Below are 19,846 nucleotides of genomic sequence, written 5' to 3'. Positions count from 1 at the left end.
GTAAATAGGTAATTGTTATGGCTAAAGTTGCATTTATCGGTTTGGGTAATATGGGTGGGCCAATGGCGGCCAACTTAGTGAAAGCAGGCCATGAGGTAACGGTGTTTGATCTTGTTGAAGCTGCTATGGATTCGGTGGTTGCGCAAGGCGCAAGCAAGGCGAGTAGCGCGCTTGATGCCTTGGCGGGTGCCGATACGGTTATTACTATGTTGCCGGCAGGTAAGCACGTAGCGGGTTTGTATCTGGGTGATGATGGGCTTGTGGCGAAGGCGGCCGAGGGCACCTTGTTTATGGACTGCAGTACCATTGATGCAGACACGGCGCGTAGAGTGGGTGAAGCCGCCGAAGCGCGTGGTTTACAAATGCTTGATGCCCCGGTTTCTGGCGGCGTTAAGGCTGCGCAAGCGGGCTCGTTAGCCTTTATGTGCGGCGGCAGTGCTGACGCTTTTGCACGGGGCAAGCTGATATTGGAAGGTATGGGTAAAAATATCTTCCATGCCGGTGATCACGGCGCAGGTCAAATTGCTAAAATTTGTAACAATATGTTGTTAGCGGTGCATATGGTGGGCACAGCTGAAGCGCTTCAACTGGGTGCTAACAACGGCCTAGATCCGAAAGTACTCTCAGAGATTATGCTGAACAGCTCTGGTAAAAACTGGTCTTTAGAAAATTATAATCCCTACCCTGATGTCATGCAGAGCGCGCCTGCATCAAATGACTATCAACCCGGTTTCATGGTGCAGCTGATGCTAAAAGACCTTGGTTTAGCTATGGAAAACAGTCTTACTACGCAAAGTTCGGTGCCGATGGGGGCATTGGCGCGGAGTCTCTATGCCTCGTTTTCGTCAAAGGGCAATGCACAGCGGGATTTCTCCTCGATTTTAGAGATGTTTCAGTCATAGCTCTCGCAGATCTTGCAGGTTTTGCCGTTTAAAACCGGCAAATAACTACGAGAGCCGACTTAATGGCGACGCCTGTTGTATAGGTGTCGCCATTTTTGTTTTTAGTACTGTATTTTGATTGCTCGGGTTTTATGGCACTGTGAGGTTTTGATTAAGTAAGCTGAGACTCGGAACCGGTTCATGTCTGAAAATATTCCCTGCGGCGTTATTCTTATTGGTATGCCTGGTGCGGGTAAATCAACCATTGGGCGAGCACTAGCTTCGCGTTGTGGCAAGTCGTTTGTTGATACTGACCATTTAATCGAAGCGCGAGAACGATTGAGTCTGCAGATATTGCTGGACACCAACGGCTATGAGTATCTTCGGGCGATTGAGGCTGAAGTGCTGCTTGAGCATGATTTTTCTAATAAGGTTGTCGCCACGGGGGGGAGTGCTGTCTATAGCCACGATGCTATGGAGCATCTACAGCGTTTTGGCCCCTGCCTTTTTATTGATATACCGCTCGATAGCTTAATTAAACGAGTTCAGAATTTTTCCGAACGAGGCATTGCGGGGCCAATAGGGCAGGATTTTCACGCCGTATATCAAGAGCGTCTACCACTATATCGTCGGTATGCAGATATTACCGTGAACGGTGCAGGTTTGAATGAAGCCGAATTGTTGGCAGCGGTACAAAGGGCGTTGTCAGAAACGACTTTTTTTGGGGTGTCAGGCTAGGTTTGCTCAGGTAAGCTAGCGACTTACTTTAAACTTTACTGGGTTTGTAAGTCATTACCTTTGTGATGAATCTCTACTGTCCAGTACTAATACTAATAAGGAATCGTGAGTGAGATGCCTGTAAAAGCCTATACATGTATAGAAATATGTAAAGAAGACCTGAAATTCTCTGGGGCACATTTCACTATTTTCTCTGCTACAGACCGAGAAAGGCTACATGGCCATAACTTTAAAGTGAGTTTGTTACTCACAGCCAATGTCGGTGATAACGGCATGTGCTTTAGCTATGTTGAAATTAAATCTCGGCTACGGAAATTATGTGCAAGCCTTGATGAGTACACCTTGCTACCTGCGGAATCTCCACATATGCGGGTGGTTGAGCGAGGCAATTTTTATATTGCGGAATTTAATGGTGAAGAAATCCCTTTCCTGAAAACAGATACATTGGTACTGCCAGTGCGTAATACGACGGTTGAAGAATTTGCTCGTTATTTACTTGAGTTATTGCTCACCGATGCACCTTTTATTGAAGGTAATGAAATCAGTGAGTTAGTGATGAAGGTGTCATCTGGACCAGGTCAGTGGGGATCGGCAAGCTGGACTTGTGATTAATGTTATTAAATCACCATGCCAATTTGGTGCACTAAGTTGGTTCTCTATGCCTTGGTCATGGTGTGGGTGTCCAATTTTTACGATTTGAGAAAATTTCATGAATAAAGTTTTAATACTTAGTGGTGGCAGTCAGGGAATTGGTTTTGCAACCGCGAAACGCTTTCTGGCTGAGGGTTATACCGTTTTGAATCTGTCTCGTCGCGCTATTGAACTCGAGGGTGTTCAACAGGTCTGTATTGATATGCAAGAGCGTGATTGGCTAGATAATTGCAAAGATCAATTACAAGCATGTGTTAAGTCAGCCGATAGTGTGGTGTTGCTTCACAATGCAGCCCGCCATGATAGTGATAGTGTTAGAGATTTATCAGCAGAGAATTTTGCCAATGTCTTGCAGGTAAATTTGGTGGCGCCACAGCAATTAAATACGCTGTTGCTTCCTCATATGAAGCCAGGGTCAGCTGTTTTGTACATGGGCTCTACCTTGAGTGAAAAAGCGGTGGCTGGCTGCGCTTCTTATATAGCAAGCAAGCATGGTGTTGTCGGCTTAATGCGGGCAACGACTCAAGATTTGATCGGGCGTGGTATTCACACAGCGTGTATTTGTCCTGGGTTTACTGACACTGCGATGTTGAGGGGGAATCTTGGTGATGACCCTGCGGTGATGAGCATGGTAACCGGGATGGTCAGCTACGGGCGATTAATTGAGCCTAGAGAAATTGTAGATACTTTATTTTTTTGCGCACACAACCCGGTTATAAATGGCAGTGTTATTCATGCCAACCTTGGTCAAATAGAGCGTTAGAGTCACTATCTACCTATATACGTTTATGTGCGCGATGCAGGTGTATAGGTAGTATCCAATATAGTGTTTAAGAAATTTTTGTCAGATTATTTTTACGTCATCATTTAGTATTTTTATTTTTAGATACTAACTGTGTTTTTTAATTTTTTATCAAAAAAAATCATTAACTAACTAGATGATGCTGGCGTATAAGCGTAGAGTGAAGAGGCTTGCACAATTTTATGGCGTTCTAATTTATCGTTTTAGCAAGCGAAACTGAACGTAAAAGTACAGCACAGAAGGAGATTGCAAAGATGGGCATACTTGATAATGTTCGTGAGCAATACCTAAGAGGGCGAGATGAAGAAATGTCCCTCGAGGATTATCTTGAGCTCTGTCGCCAAGATCCTCTTGTTTACGCTACCCCCGCTGAGCGTATGCTTGCTGCTATCGGTGAGCCTGAGTTAATAGATACACGTCGAGATCCACGCTTATCTCGTATTTTTTCGAATCGTCTTATTCCTCGTTACCCCGCATTTGAAGAATTCTATGGCCTTGAAGATGTCATTGCCCAGATAGTTGCTTTCTTTAAGCATGCTGCGCAGGGTTTAGAAGAGCGTAAGCAGGTTTTGTATTTGCTGGGCCCAGTTGGTGGTGGTAAATCTTCTATTGCTGAACGTTTGAAAAAATTAATGGAAGCGTCGCCCATATACGCTCTTAAAGGGTCGCCAATTAATGAATCACCTCTGGGTTTGTTTGACCCAGGGAGAGACGGCAAGCAACTAGAAGAAGAGTACGGTATTCCACAGCGTTACTTGACTGGTTTGTCGTCCCCTTGGGCAATTAAGCGTTTAGATGAATATGAAGGTGATCTAAGTCAATTTCGCGTTGTAAAAGTACAGCCTTCAGTGCTGAAGCAAGTCGCGGTGACAAAAACTGAGCCCGGTGATGAAAACAATCAAGATATATCCACGCTCGTTGGTAAGGTTGATATTAGAAAGTTAGAGGCATTTGCTCAAGATGACCCAGATGCTTACTCCTACTCTGGCGGCCTCTGTCTTGCCAATCAAGGCCTGCTTGAGTTTGTCGAGATGTTTAAAGCCCCGATTAAAATGTTGCACCCCTTGCTAACAGCGACTCAGGAGGGAAATTACAAAGGAACAGAAGGTTTTTCAGCTATCCCTTTTCAGGGGGTGATTCTTGCGCACTCCAATGAATCGGAATGGCAGAGCTTTCGGAATGATAAGCATAATGAAGCCTTCTTGGATCGTGTTTATATTGTTAAGGTTCCATACTGCTTGCAGGTAACCGAAGAGGTTAAAATATACCAGAAACTACTGAAAAGTAGCTCTCTAGCAACGGCACCGTGCGCGCCGGGCACATTAGATATGCTGGCGCAATTCTCGGTGTTATCTCGCCTGAGCGAGCCAGAAAATTCCAGTATCTATTCTAAGATGCGGGTGTATGACGGTGAATCCTTAAAAGATACCGATCCAGCCGCTAAGTCCTTTCAAGAATATCGCGATTACGCTGGTATTGATGAAGGTATGACCGGCATGTCTACTCGGTTTGCATTTAAAGTGTTGTCGGCGGTATTCAACTACGATAATTCAGAAATTGCGGCAAACCCCGTGCATTTAATGTATGTGTTGGAGCAGCGAATTCTCCGTGAACAATTACCTGAAGATACTCAGCGAGTGTACCTTGAGTTTATTAAGGGCTGGTTGGCAGTGCGATATGCCGAGTATGTTGGCAAAGAGATTCAAACGGCTTATTTAGAATCCTATTCTGAATATGGTCAAAATATTTTTGATCGCTATGTGACGTTTGCTGATTACTGGATTCAAGATGAAGATTATCGCGACCCTGAAACAGGGGCATTTTTTGATCGCGGCACATTGAATGGTGAACTTGAAAAAATTGAAAAACCCGCAGGTATTGCTAATCCCAAAGATTTTCGAAATGAAATTGTCAACTTTGTATTACGTGCTCGCGCACAGAATGAAGGTCGCAATCCTAGCTGGACAAGTTATGAGAAATTGCGTGAGGTAATAGAGAAAAAAATGTTCTCTAGCACTGAAGAGTTATTGCCTGTTATTTCGTTTAATGCCAAAGCGTCAGTGGAAGATAAACAAAAGCACGAGAATTTCGTTACTAGGATGGTAGAGAAAGGGTACACGCCTAAACAGGTGCGTTTGTTATCTGAGTGGTATCTGCGAGTCAGAAAGGCAGGTTAAATCTACGGCCAATGAAAGGGGCGTATTATGTCAATGATTATTGACCGCCGCCTGAATGATCGCAATAAAAATGCGACCAATCGCCAGCGTTTCATCAAGCGGTATAAGGCACAATTACGACGTTCTGTAGCAGATATTGTGGCAGACAGATCTATCACTGATATGTCTCGTGGTGGTGAAGTAGGTATTCCTACAAAAGATATTTCAGAGCCTAGGTTTCGTATTGGCCAAGGGGGTGACCGTGAAATGGTCCATCCTGGTAATAAAGCATTTAATGCGGGTGATGAAATCGCCAAGCCTCCTTCCGGTGGTAGTGGCGGAACGGGTTCCGGCGGCGAAGGTCAAGGAGACGAGGGGCAGGACAATTTCATGTTTACTCTATCGAAAGAAGAGTTCATGAACTTGTTTTTTGACGATCTTGAGTTGCCGAGAATGGCGCGTACCGTACTGGGGGACTCTCAGCAGTTTACCTATCGTCGCGCGGGTTATACACCCAGCGGTGTTCCCGCCAACTTGTCAGTGTCTCGCTCTGTGCGCAACGCGATGGCGCGTCGGATTGCATTAACGGCACCCCTTAAACGTGAGTTAGCGGAGTTGATGCAGTCAGGTGCAGCTCCCGAGGACATCGCCGCGTTGGAGAAAAGAATTGCACGAATTCCCTTCTTAGATGAGTACGACTTACGGTTTCGTCACCGAGTTAAAGAACCTAAACCGATTAGTCGCGCTGTTATGTTTTGCTTGATGGATGTTTCTGCATCTATGTCTGAAGAAAAAAAGGATTTAGCAAAACGTTTTTATACCTTGTTATACCTTTTCTTAAGTCGTAAATACGAACAGGTTGAGTTGGTTTTTATTCGCCATACTTCTAATGCAGAAGAAGTGGATGAGCACGCCTTCTTTCATGATCCACAAACGGGGGGTACGGTGGTGATGTCGGCTCTAAATTTAATGATCGACATTCAGCAAGAGCGCTACTCTCCAAATGACTGGAATATCTATGGTGCACAGGTGTCTGATGGAGACGCCTTTGGCAGTGACCCTCAGCGCAGCGCGGCACGGTTAGCAAAAGATATATTACCTGTTTGTAAGTATTTTGCTTATGTAGAAGTGCCTGATAGCTCGTCAACAATGACGCCACTGGCAGCAGCGTATAGCCAGATTCGAGATGAAACATTTGCAATGAGCACAGTGCTGGATCGCAGTGGTGTGTATCCGGTGTTGCGGGAGCTGTTTCAGAAGGAGTCGGTATGACGGCATTATCACGAAAGGACAGTATTTTATCTCGGGGAGGTGACTGGGATTTTGAGTTGTTACAGCGGTATGACCAAGAAATTGCGGTCATTGCCAAAGAATATGGTCTCGATACCTACCCTAATCAGATTGAAGTTATCGCCTCTGAGCAGATGCTAGATGCCTACGCGTCGGTAGGTTTACCCATTAGCTATAATCACTGGAGTTACGGCAAGGAGTTTATTCAGAACGAAGAGGCGTATCGGCGTGGTATGCGCGGGCTGGCTTATGAATTGGTTATTAATTCTGATCCTTGTATTGCCTATCTGATGGAAGACAATAGCATGCCCATGCAAGCCTTGGTGATTGCGCATGCCTCTTACGGCCATAACTCCTTTTTTAAAGGGAATTACCTTTTTAAACAGTGGACCAGTGCTGACGCGATTGTCGATTACATGGTGTTTGCGCGCAAATATATTTTTGATTGTGAGCAACGGTTTGGCCAACAGCGAGTTGAAGAGACGATCGACGCCTGTCATGCGCTAATGGATCACGGTGTTGACCGTTTTCATCGCCCATCACCATTATCGGCAAAAGAAGAGTTACAGCGGCAGCATGATCGTGAAGAGCATGCCTGGAAGCAATACGATGATATTTGGCGAACACTGCCACAAAAAGCGAATAAAAAAACCGGAGAAAAGCAAAAGAAACACTCGTTTCCACCTGAGCCTCAAGAGAATTTGCTTTACTTTATTGAAAAATATTCACCGTCATTGGAGCCTTGGCAACGTGAAATCGTGCGTATTGTGCGCAAGCTCGCACAATACTTTTACCCTCAAGGTTTAACAAAGGTGATGAACGAAGGCTGGGCTACTTTTTGGCATTACACCTTATTAAACACAATGTATGACAGGGGCTTGGTTGACGACGGGTTTATGTTTGAGATACTGCAATCTCATACCAATGTTGTCATGCAGCCAGGCTTTGACCATCCGGCCTATTCGGGTATTAACCCCTACGCCTTGGGTTTTGCCATGATGCGGGATATACGCAGAATTTGTGAAGAGCCTGATGATGAAGACCGAGCGTGGTTTCCAGACCTAGTAAACAAAGACTGGCGGCAAGTGCTTGATTTTGCGATGCGTAATTACAAGGATGAGTCCTTTATTGCGCAGTACTTATCGCCCAAATTGATCCGGGAGTTCCATTTATTTGCCATTGCCGATGAGCACAAAGCTGACCACCTAAGAGTTGATGCTATTCATAATGAAGCAGGTTACCGGGAGGTTAGGCGCCTGTTGTCTAAACAATATAATCGCGATGTGTTAGTGCCTGATATTCAGATTTTACGGTATGAGCACATGGGCGACCGCTCTTTGACATTGCGATATAACCAGCTGCGTGATCGGCCTTTGAGCGCGGATGCGAAAGAAGTATTAAAGCATCTCAGTAGTTTATGGGGTTTCACGGTAAAAATGGAAATTTATGAGGAAGGCCGGGGTGTGTTGGATACAGTGGAAGTCTGCCCGGCTTAGAAACTGTCGCCATCGTATTGGCATGTGAGGCGACAGCCTTTTATTTATTTCGGTGCGTGGGATATTAATTGCCCTCAAATTGGGCGTCTGTTTTGTTAATGAAAGCGTTTAAAGCCCGTTGATGATCTTTGCTGTGGTGACATTGACTTTGAACATCGGCACATACATCCAGAAAATCTGCCAGCTCTTGTCGCTGTGCCAGCTTCATTAGACGCTTAGTTGCCCTTAATGCTTGAGGGGGTTTGCTGGCATAGCCTGCGGCATAGCGCTCAGCGGTCTCTAAAAGTGTTTCTTTTGGTACACATTCAAGTAACAGTCCAAGATCCAATGCTTCGGCGCTTTCTATGATTCTGCCACTAAAGGTAAGCTCCGCTGCGCGTTGATAACCAACTAAGCGTTGCAGGAACCAAGCACCACCATCACCAGGGATAATGCCGAGGTTAATAAATGTCTCGCCAAACCGGGTATTCTCACAGCCTATGCGGATGTCTGCCATGCAGCATAAGTCAAATCCAGCGCCTACGGCTGCACCATTAACGGCCGCAATAGTGACTACTTCTGCTTCAAACATTGTGCGTGAAATACGTTGTATGCCTTTTTTGTAACTCTCACTAATTTCAGCAGGGCTGCCACCAAACATACCGACTTTATCGCGCATGTCTTTAATATTACCGCCGGAGCTAAATGCAGATCCAGCACCTGTAATAATGAGACAAGACACCTCTTTATTAGCGTTAGTCCATTCTATGGCGCTACAAATATCATCAATTAGCGCCGTTCCGGTGAGCGCATTTCGTACATCGTCACGTTCAAGTATCAAGGTGGCGTAACGATTTGTGACAGTCAGTGTGGCATCTTGAAGGCTAGGTACTGCGGTCATAGGAGGCAATTTCCGTGGCTGAAAAGAAGAGAGATTATAACAAGCTTACGGAATGCAAACAGGGTGCTAAAATGTAATGGAATTACTTTTTAATGTCACTCTCAAGCTGGCCTTGTTTTTGCTTTTACGTAGAGGCGGCACGACGGAATTAACGATATTTTTCTTTGAGCGTAAATCTGTTCAAGTCGATTAAGCGTAGAGAGATAGAGTATTGAAGGTTTTAATTATGTGCTGCATTTGCTTTGCATATAATAACAGGTGAAATCATGACAAAAGTATTTACGGATCAGTTAGCAGCCCTACCGATTTCAGAAGTAATCATTCGTGCTATTGAGGGCGGCATGTATATCGCGTTTGTGGCTTTGGGCGGACGTTTGCTTAAAATTTACGAAGCTGACAGTAAGCCGCTATGTCGCCGCACTATAAACGATATTAAATCTGTCATGCTGGAAAATGGCTGCGGCGGGAAGGCATTTTTGATTGATCATTCATGGGACGATGGTGAAAATGCGCCGGATCTCGGCTTGAAGGTGGCCTTGGCTTAGGCCAACAGCGCGCTCTTGTTGCTACTGCTCAGGATCTAACCGCCGTATATGTGAATGAGGCGCATTCTGTACCTTATTGATTAGCTTTGTACTTCTTGATTCCATTCCGATCAAGATGGCGTTATTTTTGTACGTGCTGATAAGATACCCCTCCTAATAGTTTCCTATGACTTGTTCTACTGTTTTTGTTGCCGCCTAGGCTAGCAATAAGGCACTCTAATTACCCGTATTGCTATATATGTATACTAAGAGGTGGTGTTCTCTAGTGTCTCTGAATGTGTTTGGGTGCCATTGTAAGTGGGACTTTGTCGCATACTCTCTATAGTATATAAGGTGGGATGTTAAAGTAGATAATGAGTGTTTTTTAAATGCTAAGCCCCTCTACGGATGATAGGTCATTCGGATCGGAACTTAGTATTATAGTTAGGGGTTGTCAGTGTTTTCAGGTTTTAAATCGCTATTGAGTACCATTCAAAGCCGATACCTCTTAGTGGTACTGCTTGTCTTTGTTGTTGCTGCGACGGTCATGGTTCCAATCTCAGATTACAATGTAAGGCAAAACCAAATAGAGGTGCTAGAACGGCATCTTGACAGTGTTGCTGAGGCTCGAGGTAAAGCGATGCTGGCAACTTTGGACCGATTAAAAAAAGATGCCTATTTTTTATCCAATACCCCCCCCATAGCTGGACTGATTCGCGCAAAACGTAACGGTGGCTTTGACGAGCAGGAGCAGAGTACTGAGAGACTGTGGTCTACACGGTTGCAGGAAATATTTACAGGTTATTTAGAAACACACCCTTCAGCGATACAGCTTCGTTATATTGGTGTTGCAGATGGCGGCCGTGAACTGGTCCGTGTAGATAGAAAAGAGGGTCAAATTCGTATTATTGGCTCAAGCTCTTTACAACAGAAAGCTGAGCGGGAATATTTTCAAAAAACCATAGCACGTCAACCCGGCGATGTTTATGTCTCTGAAATTAACTTAAACCGAGAGTTTGGTGAGGTTGAGGTTCCTCACGTTCCTACTTTACGTTTGGCCACGCCTATTGTTGATGAGAGTCAACACGTGTTTGGTATATTAATTATTAATTTGAATATGAAGGAAATTTTCAAAGCCCTAAGTGCAGAGCTAGGGGAAGGTGAAAATATTTATATACTAAATAGTGATGGAGATTTTCTCTTACACCCAGTTGAGGAAAGAACCTTCGGTTTTGAATTTGGAGATAGTTATCGGTGGTCAGATGAATTTGGTCAGAGTGAAGACCAAGGTAATGACTCCGTTTTTGCTCGCTTAGACAATCAGCAACTTATACACGCCGCTTTTAGCCCTGTGTCATATGATGAAGCGCAATCTGTAAATATCGTGGTGACGGCACCCGATGATATTGTGGGTGCCGCAGTGGCTAAAGCGCGAGTATTTAATTTGTATATTTTATTCGGCTTTATCTGCTTTTCCTTGGTGTTTCTTTATTTGATTGCAGGAAACCTCCGTCGCAGAGCTCAGGCCGATCAACAAAATGCGATAATGGCTGCCATTGTTGATGGCACTGATGATGCAGTAATTAGTAAAGACTTAAATGGTGTGGTTCGTAGCTGGAATCGTGCAGCTGAGGCGATGTTTGGATATAGCATCGATGAAGCGATAGGTAAGCGTATGGTGAGTTTGATTGTACCTGACACGCTGGCTTCAGAGGATCAAGACTTTTTTAAGCGTGTATCGGATGGGGAGACCTTACCAGGGATTGTTACGCAGCGGCAGCATAAAAATGGCGAATTAATCGATGTAGCGATTACGGTATCACCCGTACAGGGTGCGAATGGCGAAATTTTTGGTGTTGCGAATATTGTGCGCGATATTTCAGAAATGAAAGCTGCAGAAGAAAATCTGGTGCTTCTAAATGAAAGTTTAGAGCAAAAAATTGAGTTGCGTACCCGTGAACTACAAACCGCATCGGTCTTACAAAATGGGATTTTGGCGAATGCAGGTTATGCGATTTTTGCAAATCAACCTGATGGCATTATTACCTTGTTTAATCCTGCAGCGGAAAGGATGCTGGGTTATCGCGCCGATGAAATCGTCAATAAAAAACCGATGTGGGTGTTGTTTGACCCTAATGAAATATTTCCTGAATTAGAACGATTGAGTAAATCAGGCGAAGAGGGCAAGACGGTATTAGGCAATGTAAATTATGAGCGTGAATGGACTTTTATACGTAAGGATGGAACACGCTTTCCGGTGATGTTGAAAAGTAATACCTTGTACGGAAATGATGGCAACGTCATTGGTTACCTAGGTATTGCACGCGACTTAACAGTTCAGAAGCAGCAACAGTCAGAATTAGAAGCTGCCAAGGCAATTGCCGAGGATGCCAGCAAGGCGAAGAGTGAATTTTTGGCGAATATGAGCCATGAAATTCGAACGCCAATGAATGCCATATTAGGTATGTTGAATTTGCTTAAATATACCGAGATGACAGATCGTCAGTCAGACTATGTCCGTAAGGCAGGTGGCGCCGCCGAAGCACTACTTGGCATTATCAACGATATTCTCGATTTCTCTAAGATCGAGGCGGGTAAGCTACTTCTAGATATCCAGCCCGTCATTATTGATAATGTTTTACGGGATATCGCAGTGATTCTTAGTATGAATTTAAGCGATAAAAATGTCGAAATATTGTTCAATATTGACCCGGCGGTTCCCAAAGTGGTTTTGGGCGATTCGCTAAGAATGAAACAAATCCTAATAAACCTTGCCGGTAATGCTGTTAAGTTTACCGAAAAGGGTGAGGTAATGTTGTCGCTATATGTTCAGCATGAGCGAAAGGACAGCTTGGTATTGGGGTTTAGTGTACGTGATACCGGCATCGGTATGAGTGAAGAGCAACAAAAGCGTGTTTTTGCTTCTTTTACCCAAGCTGAAGCAGGTACTAACCGGCGCTTTGGTGGCACCGGCTTAGGGCTGGTGATTAGCCAGCGCCTTATTCGACTTATGGGCGGAGAGCTTGAAGTTGAGAGTGAATTAAATAAGGGCAGCACTTTTTCATTCTCACTGATAGTCAACAAAGTTAAAGATCAGAAATTAATCGACGCTGGACGAAGAGTGGTTGCGCCAGAGTGTCGTCATTTACATATTTTGGTTGTTGACGATAACAGTAGTGCAAGACAAATTATCAGTGGTATTTGTCAGTCTTTAGGTTGGACGACTGAAGAAGCGGCGTCTGGTGAAGAAGCTATTCGTCAGGTAGAGGAGAGTCTTCGCACTGAAAAGTACTTTGATATCGCGTTTATAGATTGGATGATGCCAGGTATGGATGGCTGGCAAGCGGCAAAAGAAATTCGAAATTTGAATATCGAAATAGGCCGGCCTCGCTTGGTAATGGTAACGGCCCATGCCAAAGAAGTGTTTGATCAGCGTGTAGATGCAGAAAGCTCACCCTTGGACGGTTTCCTTATGAAGCCGGTCACGGCATCAGATATTTACAATTCTGTTATGGATGCGCAGGCAGGTAAGTCACTGTCATTTTCTGAAGATATAAAGGACGCTCAAACTGCGGATAATGCTTTATCTGGTCTTAGAATTTTATTAGTTGAAGATAACCTCACTAATCAGCAGGTGGCGCGGGAGCTATTGGCGATTGAGGGAGCAGAAATTGAGGTTGCTGATAACGGCAAGCTAGGTGTTGAGCGTGTTCGCGATGCCGTCAAACCCTTTGATGTTGTGTTGATGGATTTACAAATGCCAGTCATGGATGGCTACCAAGCAACCCATGAAATTCGTAATAATTTGGGTCTTTCACAGCTACCAATTATCGCAATGACGGCTAATGCAATGCCTGCTGATAAAGAAGCATGTTTGGCCGCAGGCATGAATGACCATATAGGTAAACCCTTTGAGCTAGCTGAACTGGTTAGTGCTTTATTGAAGGCTAGCGGGCGCACTGAGGTAGTGATGCCACCCCCTGTAAATAATGCTGACAATGAAGCGTTACCTCCTTCGCCAGCGGGGTTTGCGTTTAAAGAAGCGTTGTTGAGAATGGGGAATAACCGCGAATTATATGCTAGTCAAGCGAGAAAATTTGCAGAGCGGCATCAGCAGGATATCCAGGTAATATTAGATCTGTTGCGTAACAATAACAGACCAGGTGCGGTGCGGGAATTACACACATTACGGGGAGTGTCAGGAACATTAGGCGCACAAGCCTTGTCTTCCTCGCTGTCAGAAGCCGAAATGGCGGCTAAAAGTGTGGTTGAAATTGCGGTAATTGAAACTATTTTGGGCTCTTCAGAAAGTTTATTGCAGCAAGCATGCGAGGTACTGCTTGATCTCGCTGAAGTACTTTCTCCTTCGCCTGTTGCTAATGACGATGCCACAGACGAGCCTGAAATAGAACTTGAACAGCTACAGGAGCTGCAGCTGCTATTAAAAGATAGCAATATGCGAGCGATGGAAGTTCATGCCCATTTACAGCCTGGCTTAGCGGTCTACGGGGAGCAGGCGTCCGCGTTGAGTGATGCGATTTCAATGCTAGATTTTGCCAAAGCCGACGACATTCTCACTGCGATTCTCAGCTCTTAAATCTGTATTGGCTGAAATAGACGTGTGAGAATATGTTATGACATTATATTTATTAAGGTTTGAATATGAGTGAAGCTCATTCTTTGTTTGCCTCTGATTTAATTCCTGGGGCGACAATTCCGGATAGGCCGACGCTGTTGGTTGTTGATGATCAGCCGGTCAATATTCAGGTGTTGTATCAGGTATTTAGTGCCAGTTGCGATGTGTTTATGGCAACCAGCGGGAAGCAGGCGCTAGAGGTCTGCTCGCAAAAGAACCCTGATTTAATTTTACTTGACGTAGTTATGCCAGAAATGGACGGTATTGAGGTGTGTCGCCGATTAAAGTCGGAAGTGGAGACACGTGATATTCCGGTTATCTTTGTTACGTCACAAGATAGCCCAGAAGAAGAGACATTGGGTTTAGAAGTCGGTGCGGTTGATTTTATTACTAAACCGGTTAATCCCGCCGTTGTTAAAGCGCGAGTAAAAACCCACTTAATGTTAAAAATTCAAGCCGATGCATTGCGAGAGTTGGCATCGGTAGATGGCTTAACTGGGATTGCTAACCGTCGTCGTTTTGATGAACGACTTGATGCTGAATGGCGGGCCTGTCGGCGCACAGAACAACCCTTGTCGATCATTATGATGGACGTGGATCATTTCAAAAAGTATAACGATCACTATGGGCACCTCGAAGGCGATGGTTGTTTAAAAATGGTTGCTCACGCTCTGACCGAAGATCAGTGGCGCGGTCGGGATATTGTATCTCGATATGGTGGCGAAGAGTTTGTGTGCCTAATGCCAGAGACCCATTTAGACGATGCGATCAAGAAAGCAGAAATGATACGGCAGCGTGTTTTTGACCTTGCTTTACCCCATGCCGCTTCTGATACGGCTGATCGAGTCACCATTAGTATTGGTGCGGCGTGTGTTGTTCCCAATGATAGCGATTTTAAAACTTTGTTATTACGTGCGGATGAACAATTATACAAGGCAAAAGAGGGGGGACGTAATCGTGTTGAGGGGGCTTGTTTGTAGTTAGCTTGAACGCGCTCAGTAGCTTGGAGTAGTAGAAAACTCTCTGCGTGCTAATGAATAGGAGCTGGGCGACCGTAAAAATAACCTTGAAAATAATTAACCCCTATTTCTTTGCAGGCTAGGGCATCATCTTCTGACTCCACGCCCTCGGCTAAAGTGGCAATGCCCATTTCCTGGACTAACTTGTTTAGGGATAAGAGAAGCTTGTAACGTGGTGATTGCGGATCGCCGACGCCGCGCACTAAGCTAATATCAAATTTTACAATATCGGGTGGCGCTTCAGCGAGTTCGCGTAAACGTGCCTGCCCTGAACCGAAATCGTCATACGCAAGGCCAATATCTAAGGCGTTTAATTCATTGCGAATTTCAGTCATGGCGCCTATGTCAGTGACGGCGGCTTCATGGACCTCAAACATCAACTGTAGTCCAGGGTGTAATTTGCGAAGTCTTGTTAATTCCAGCAACAGCATGTCAGGGTTGTGGCATTCTTCGGGGTGGGAGTTAAAAAATAACGGTTTGTTCATACCGGCAAGCTCTGCTTGAGCAAAGCCACGCTGTCGAAATAATCTGCTAAGTTCTACATGTTTGTTAAGTGACTGAGCAATTTGAAAAAGCTCGAAAGGACTGGAGCCTAATGTCGGGTGCTCGCCACGGCCTAACAATTCGTGACCATAAACATCGCCATTTCCCAGCGTGATGACTTGTTGAAAGGTTGTCACCAATTGTTGATCTATTAGTTCTGACAGCTCTTTGCGCTTAAGTGAGAAATGCTTGGGAAGTGTTTGCATCTGAATGCGTGTACGTTCATCGTCGTCGACAATGTCTTGATCATCTTTGAGGCAATACTCAATATCACCAAAATGGACAACATCACCGGGTTTTATCGCGGAATGACCCGCTATTCGCTGATGGTTTATAAAGCAGCCGTTAGTACTATTTAAGTCGCGAAGTATTATCTCTGAGTGATTGTATTCTATACAGGCGTGGCGTCGTGACAAAGCGGAGGTGTTGATAATCACCGAGCAATCACTGCCGCGGCCAATCGTGATTGGCAGGGTGTTGAGTAGTATTCGCTGCGGAATATCGCTACCGGCGATGCAGCATTCAAGATAATAACTATTGTCCATGAGGCCTGTCGGTTAGCATCGTTGCTAAATGCGGTGAAGTCAGCCGCGCCTGTATACTTATTTTACCTTTGGTGCATATAGGGTGCAGGTTACGGGTCATTATGAAAAGCTAATATCTTGTTTAAAGAGAAAACGGTAATGAGAAGAGTAACTTGCAAGGTATTTATAGCAACATTTTGACATTTTTGCACGATGTTATGGGGTCTAATAAATTATTGAATCAATATTGTATTTAGCATTGGCGTTGATTTCTGTGGATGTGAGTAGAGATCCTTAGGGTCAAAAGATCACTGATTCAAGTGATCGGCACTACTATATTTTTTATAGTTTTCATTGTTTTTTTGGTGTTCAATATAGAGACCAATAGCTGACTGAGACTTAAAAGGAATTAAATATGGTTGATGATGTGGTGGTTGCGCCTGAGGCGAAAAACCCAGAAGGTGACGTGATTTTGGCTGATACCGGAATGGCTAAGATTGGATATATATTGTACTTGGTGGGCTTAGTCGTCCCTTTTGCTGGTATTGCCGGTTTGGTGGTTGCTTATTTAAAGAAAGATAAAGCGTCGAAATTGGAGGAATCACATTTCCAATTTATTATTCGAACCTTTTGGATAGGGCTGCTTTATAGCTTAATTGGTATTATTTTATCGTTCGTGTTTATCGGCTATTTTGTCTTACTGTTTACCGCTATTTGGTACTTGGTGAGAACCATTAAGGGATTGATACTGCTTTCTGAGAAAAAACCAATTGCAGACCCTAGCTCTTGGTTCTTTGGTTAATGTTTAGCCTTTAAACCCAAAAAGGCCGGTGGCTTCATTGCACCGGCCTTTTTTATCTTCAGTGGTTCTTCAATAATAGAAATACCTACGTAAAGATTGGATTGTTGAGCGCGTATTAAAAATTATAAACCACAGTAACCGCCGTTTCCCGATCTAGGTGAACGGTGTCATTGGGCACAATTTCGTTGTATTCCATGGTGTAGCTGAGCTTTAAACCTAGTCCACCCACAATTTTTGTTTTAAGGGATGTCACTGATTTGGATACCGTATTTTCGTCACCACTTTCAACAGAGAGCTTTTGTTCAAAGGTTGCCGTTTCCGACACTGCAAAGGCAAACTCGGTAGATAAGCGTAAAATAGCTTCGGTAATTTGACCGTCTCCGGAATCGCTAGCAGTTTCAAATTCGCTGACACGTATACCGGGGCCGACTTCAGCATCCCATGTCATTTTTTCATTTTTTAGTAGGCGTCGCCCATAGCCACCGGTCAGTGTGGCTTGGTAAACATAGCCACTAAAGCGGTCTTTATCCGCAGAGGCGTAGCCGAAACTGTAGTTGGATTCGCTAAAGTCGTAGGCCAAACGGTTGCTAAGGAAATACCGTTCAGCAGAGCGAATGCCAGATGTTTCACTATTTTGAGCCTCGGCGTTAATGTCGTAAGTCCATTGGCCGTTGCTGCGTTTGCCGTTGGCTTTGCCGATGATACTAGATTCATCGGTATTGCCTTCTTGTTGGTAATAACCAAATTCTATATCGCCTTTCCAGAGCTTAGTTGCTGCATCTTGGGCGAATGCGCCATTGGCCGCCACGGTGGCAGCGACGGCTACCAGAGTGTTATTGAAATATCTCATTGTGTCCCTTAATTGGAGATTGATAAACGGGGGAGTAAAGCAGAGTAGCGTGACTTCGCGCTACTCTAACATTATAAAGGGTATTAAGCCTCTTTGTGAAAATGCACATCCATCTGTGGGTAAGGAATACCAACACCGGCGGCATCAAATTCGGTTTTAATATCTTCGGTTAATTTCCAGCGTGTTGCCCAGTAATCTGCAGTGGCAACCCAAGGGCGACAAACCAAATTTACCGATGAGTCACCTAATTCAGAGACCGCAATGGTAGGCGCTGGATCTTTAAGTATACGCTCGTCAGCGTCAACTAGTTTTTTGAGAATATCTTTTGCGACACGCATATCAGCATCGTAGGAAATGCCGACCACTAAATCAATGCGGCGGCGGGGCATTACACTGTAATTGGTAATCGCATCAGACATGACTTGTGAGTTGGGGATCACAATGCGTTTATAGTCACCGGTAAGCAAAATGGTTGAGAATAAACTGATACTTTCAACCGTTCCTGAACAGCCACCCGCGTCAACCCAGTCACCGACTCGGCAGGGGCGGAAGGCAATCAGCAGCACGCCGGCAGCAAAGTTGGCCAGTGAACCTTGTAATGCTAAACCTACCGCTAAACCGGCGGCACCTAATGCAGCAATCACCGATGCAGTTTGAATACCTGCGTGGGCAAGGGCAGGGATGGCGGCTAGGGCAAAAATAATGAAAAAGACTAGCTTGGCTAGGAAGTTGGTCAATGTTGCGTCGGTGCCGCGGTTGGTCATTGCTTTACGGACAATGCCAGAAATGAATTTGGCCACCCAATAGCCAATTAACAACATGGCGAGTGCGCTTGCTGCACGAATACCGATGCTAATGGCATCTGGACCGTATTGAGCGATGAGTTCTTCTAATGCTTTCGAATCCATATAAGTCTACCTTGGTGAGTTATCTAGGAAAGTTAGGGTATACGCTGATTCTTTCTTATTGGTTGTTGAGTGGGTGCGTAATTATAAACATGGACCATCGACTAATCACAATGGTTAGAGTTAAGGCGGATTTGCTTTGTATGCTAAATTGCGCACGCTATGTCACTATTATTTAAAATGGCCACGTTGTGGACTCTGCTCCGCCGTCAACTTCAATAATTTTGCCTGTCACCCAGCGAGAAGCTTGGCTGGCAAGATAGAGCGCGGCGGCGGCTATATCTTGTGGCTCACCTAGCGATTTCATTGGGGTAAGGGCTGACATTTTGTCTTGAATTTCTTCGTTAAGGTATTGCTTTAGTGCGTCGGTGAGAATGGTTCCTGGCGAAATACCGTTAACGCGAATGGTGGGGGCGAAATCGGCAGCGAGTAGCTTAGTAAGTTGTTCAAGGGCGGCTTTTGCGGTGCCGTAGCTACTAAACCCTGCCTGAGAGTAGCGTGACGAAGCTGAAATTATGTTGATAACCCTCCCTTTATGCTGCTGAAGGTGTGGATGACAAAGGCGAGTGAGATTAAAGGCGCTGGTGACATTAAAGTTAAAATCGCGATTCAATGTTTTAGACGTCGTATTAAGTGGGTCATTTGGGTAAGCGCCACCGGCATTGTTGACAAGAATAGTGAGCTTGCTAAAGGTGTTTAAACTCGTATCGACGAGTGATTCTAAGGCGCTTTCGTCATTAACATCACAGCTTATTGCGATAGCTTTGGCTTTGCTGTTCGGGTGATTTTCACGTAGGGCGGCATTACATAAGGCAGTACTTTCGTCGACATCTTCTTGGGTTCTGGCTGCACAGATGACGGAAGCGCCGGCCTCGGCAAAGGCAATGGCAATCGCGCGACCAATGCCACGACCGGCGCCGGTGACTAAGGCGACATCGTCTTGTAATGAAAACAATTGTTGGATGTTCATACATTGTCCTAGTTATTATGATTTTTTATAGTCTCGCTAAGTCCTTGTTATTGGGTCAATGGCGAAAACGGTCTTTATTGTGATGTTTTTCGCATGTAGGCAGGCGGTATAAATAATTCACATCCAACCCTTTAAATGATAATCATTATCATTTATTATTTCTCTCATACAATTTGGGA

General features: G+C 44.7%; 16 protein-coding genes. 11 read left to right on the top strand and 5 right to left on the bottom strand.

From position 1 onward, the window contains the following. Positions 1-17 precede the first annotated feature (17 nt). From mmsB to AELLOGFF_RS11780, 7 genes are all read left to right on the top strand, one after another. Positions 18-902: a 3-hydroxyisobutyrate dehydrogenase gene (gene mmsB, locus AELLOGFF_RS11810; RefSeq protein ID WP_159268929.1), complete on the top strand. Its 885-nt coding sequence runs from the start codon at positions 18-20 to the stop codon at positions 900-902. Between the two features lie 180 nt (positions 903-1,082). Further along, a complete protein-coding gene (locus AELLOGFF_RS11805; protein WP_159268928.1) occupies positions 1,083-1,619 on the top strand; it encodes a shikimate kinase in 537 nt (178 codons plus the stop codon). A 114-nt stretch (positions 1,620-1,733) separates the two neighbouring features. Next, positions 1,734-2,231: a 6-pyruvoyl trahydropterin synthase family protein gene (locus AELLOGFF_RS11800; RefSeq protein ID WP_159268927.1), complete on the top strand. Its 498-nt coding sequence runs from the start codon at positions 1,734-1,736 to the stop codon at positions 2,229-2,231. Between the two features lie 97 nt (positions 2,232-2,328). Beyond that, positions 2,329-3,033, top strand: coding sequence for an SDR family NAD(P)-dependent oxidoreductase (locus AELLOGFF_RS11795; RefSeq protein WP_159268926.1), 705 nt, complete (start codon positions 2,329-2,331; stop codon positions 3,031-3,033). A gap of 293 nt (positions 3,034-3,326) precedes the next feature. Beyond that, positions 3,327-5,249: a PrkA family serine protein kinase gene (locus AELLOGFF_RS11790; protein ID WP_159268925.1), complete on the top strand. Its 1,923-nt coding sequence runs from the start codon at positions 3,327-3,329 to the stop codon at positions 5,247-5,249. Positions 5,250-5,276: 27 nt separating this feature from the next. Next, the gene (locus AELLOGFF_RS11785) at positions 5,277-6,500 is read left to right on the top strand and encodes a YeaH/YhbH family protein (protein ID WP_159268924.1); all 1,224 of its coding nucleotides are present in this window, start codon (positions 5,277-5,279) and stop codon (positions 6,498-6,500) included. Continuing rightward, entirely contained in the window at positions 6,497-8,014 is a 1,518-nt protein-coding gene (locus tag AELLOGFF_RS11780) for a SpoVR family protein (protein ID WP_159268923.1), read from the top strand. The genes AELLOGFF_RS11785 and AELLOGFF_RS11780 overlap by 4 nt, the downstream gene beginning before the upstream one ends. A 64-nt stretch (positions 8,015-8,078) precedes the next feature. Here AELLOGFF_RS11780 and AELLOGFF_RS11775 read toward each other — a convergent pair whose 3' ends face one another. Continuing rightward, on the bottom strand, positions 8,079-8,894 hold the full coding sequence (locus AELLOGFF_RS11775; RefSeq protein WP_159268922.1) for an enoyl-CoA hydratase-related protein: 816 nt from the start codon (positions 8,892-8,894) through the stop codon (positions 8,079-8,081). 266 nt (positions 8,895-9,160) lie between these two features. Here AELLOGFF_RS11775 and AELLOGFF_RS11770 point away from each other — a divergent pair, with 266 nt between their 5' ends. The 3 genes from AELLOGFF_RS11770 to AELLOGFF_RS11760 all read left to right on the top strand — a co-directional run bounded on the left by AELLOGFF_RS11770 (position 9,161) and on the right by AELLOGFF_RS11760 (position 15,034). Continuing rightward, positions 9,161-9,439: a DUF6482 family protein gene (locus AELLOGFF_RS11770; protein ID WP_159268921.1), complete on the top strand. Its 279-nt coding sequence runs from the start codon at positions 9,161-9,163 to the stop codon at positions 9,437-9,439. 436 nt (positions 9,440-9,875) lie between these two features. Further along, entirely contained in the window at positions 9,876-14,015 is a 4,140-nt protein-coding gene (locus tag AELLOGFF_RS11765) for a response regulator (protein ID WP_159268920.1), read from the top strand. A 65-nt stretch (positions 14,016-14,080) separates the two neighbouring features. Next, positions 14,081-15,034, top strand: coding sequence for a diguanylate cyclase (locus AELLOGFF_RS11760; protein ID WP_159268919.1), 954 nt, complete (start codon positions 14,081-14,083; stop codon positions 15,032-15,034). Positions 15,035-15,084: 50 nt separating this feature from the next. Here AELLOGFF_RS11760 and AELLOGFF_RS11755 read toward each other — a convergent pair whose 3' ends face one another. Continuing rightward, positions 15,085-16,161, bottom strand: coding sequence for an EAL domain-containing protein (locus AELLOGFF_RS11755; RefSeq protein WP_159268918.1), 1,077 nt, complete (start codon positions 16,159-16,161; stop codon positions 15,085-15,087). Between the two features lie 394 nt (positions 16,162-16,555). On the opposite strand from AELLOGFF_RS11755, the gene AELLOGFF_RS11750 reads away from it, so the two are divergent. Further along, entirely contained in the window at positions 16,556-16,942 is a 387-nt protein-coding gene (locus tag AELLOGFF_RS11750) for a DUF4870 family protein (RefSeq protein WP_200842652.1), read from the top strand. A gap of 115 nt (positions 16,943-17,057) precedes the next feature. On the opposite strand, the gene AELLOGFF_RS11745 is transcribed toward AELLOGFF_RS11750, so the two are convergent. The 3 genes from AELLOGFF_RS11745 to AELLOGFF_RS11735 form a co-directional block, all read right to left on the bottom strand. Next, a complete protein-coding gene (locus tag AELLOGFF_RS11745) occupies positions 17,058-17,792 on the bottom strand; it encodes a DUF481 domain-containing protein (RefSeq protein WP_159268917.1) in 735 nt (244 codons plus the stop codon). An 83-nt stretch (positions 17,793-17,875) separates the two neighbouring features. Further along, the gene (locus AELLOGFF_RS11740) at positions 17,876-18,700 is read right to left on the bottom strand and encodes a mechanosensitive ion channel family protein (RefSeq protein WP_159268916.1); all 825 of its coding nucleotides are present in this window, start codon (positions 18,698-18,700) and stop codon (positions 17,876-17,878) included. A 172-nt stretch (positions 18,701-18,872) separates the two neighbouring features. Beyond that, the gene (locus AELLOGFF_RS11735; RefSeq protein ID WP_159268915.1) at positions 18,873-19,667 is read right to left on the bottom strand and encodes a glucose 1-dehydrogenase; all 795 of its coding nucleotides are present in this window, start codon (positions 19,665-19,667) and stop codon (positions 18,873-18,875) included. Positions 19,668-19,846: the final 179 nt, after the last annotated feature.

Source organism: Zhongshania aliphaticivorans, from assembly GCF_902705875.1.
Classification (GTDB): Bacteria; Pseudomonadota; Gammaproteobacteria; order Pseudomonadales; family Spongiibacteraceae; genus Spongiibacter; species Spongiibacter aliphaticivorans_A.
The sequence above is the reverse complement of the archived record's forward strand: the minus strand, read 5'-3'. Positions and strand labels throughout refer to the sequence as shown.

What these genes read in the sequence shown, in the direction of transcription:
- mmsB (WP_159268929.1), top strand. Translation starts at nt 18, where the DNA reads ATGGCTAAAGTTGCATTTATCGGTTTGGGTAATATGGGTGGGCCAATG.
- AELLOGFF_RS11805 (WP_159268928.1), top strand. Translation starts at nt 1,083, where the DNA reads ATGTCTGAAAATATTCCCTGCGGCGTTATTCTTATTGGTATGCCTGGT.
- AELLOGFF_RS11800 (WP_159268927.1), top strand. Translation starts at nt 1,734, where the DNA reads ATGCCTGTAAAAGCCTATACATGTATAGAAATATGTAAAGAAGACCTG.
- AELLOGFF_RS11795 (WP_159268926.1), top strand. Translation starts at nt 2,329, where the DNA reads ATGAATAAAGTTTTAATACTTAGTGGTGGCAGTCAGGGAATTGGTTTT.
- AELLOGFF_RS11790 (WP_159268925.1), top strand. Translation starts at nt 3,327, where the DNA reads ATGGGCATACTTGATAATGTTCGTGAGCAATACCTAAGAGGGCGAGAT.
- AELLOGFF_RS11785 (WP_159268924.1), top strand. Translation starts at nt 5,277, where the DNA reads ATGTCAATGATTATTGACCGCCGCCTGAATGATCGCAATAAAAATGCG.
- AELLOGFF_RS11780 (WP_159268923.1), top strand. Translation starts at nt 6,497, where the DNA reads ATGACGGCATTATCACGAAAGGACAGTATTTTATCTCGGGGAGGTGAC.
- AELLOGFF_RS11775 (WP_159268922.1), bottom strand. Translation starts at nt 8,894, where the DNA reads ATGACCGCAGTACCTAGCCTTCAAGATGCCACACTGACTGTCACAAAT.
- AELLOGFF_RS11770 (WP_159268921.1), top strand. Translation starts at nt 9,161, where the DNA reads ATGACAAAAGTATTTACGGATCAGTTAGCAGCCCTACCGATTTCAGAA.
- AELLOGFF_RS11760 (WP_159268919.1), top strand. Translation starts at nt 14,081, where the DNA reads ATGAGTGAAGCTCATTCTTTGTTTGCCTCTGATTTAATTCCTGGGGCG.
- AELLOGFF_RS11755 (WP_159268918.1), bottom strand. Translation starts at nt 16,161, where the DNA reads ATGGACAATAGTTATTATCTTGAATGCTGCATCGCCGGTAGCGATATT.
- AELLOGFF_RS11750 (WP_200842652.1), top strand. Translation starts at nt 16,556, where the DNA reads ATGGTTGATGATGTGGTGGTTGCGCCTGAGGCGAAAAACCCAGAAGGT.
- AELLOGFF_RS11745 (WP_159268917.1), bottom strand. Translation starts at nt 17,792, where the DNA reads ATGAGATATTTCAATAACACTCTGGTAGCCGTCGCTGCCACCGTGGCG.
- AELLOGFF_RS11740 (WP_159268916.1), bottom strand. Translation starts at nt 18,700, where the DNA reads ATGGATTCGAAAGCATTAGAAGAACTCATCGCTCAATACGGTCCAGAT.
- AELLOGFF_RS11735 (WP_159268915.1), bottom strand. Translation starts at nt 19,667, where the DNA reads ATGAACATCCAACAATTGTTTTCATTACAAGACGATGTCGCCTTAGTC.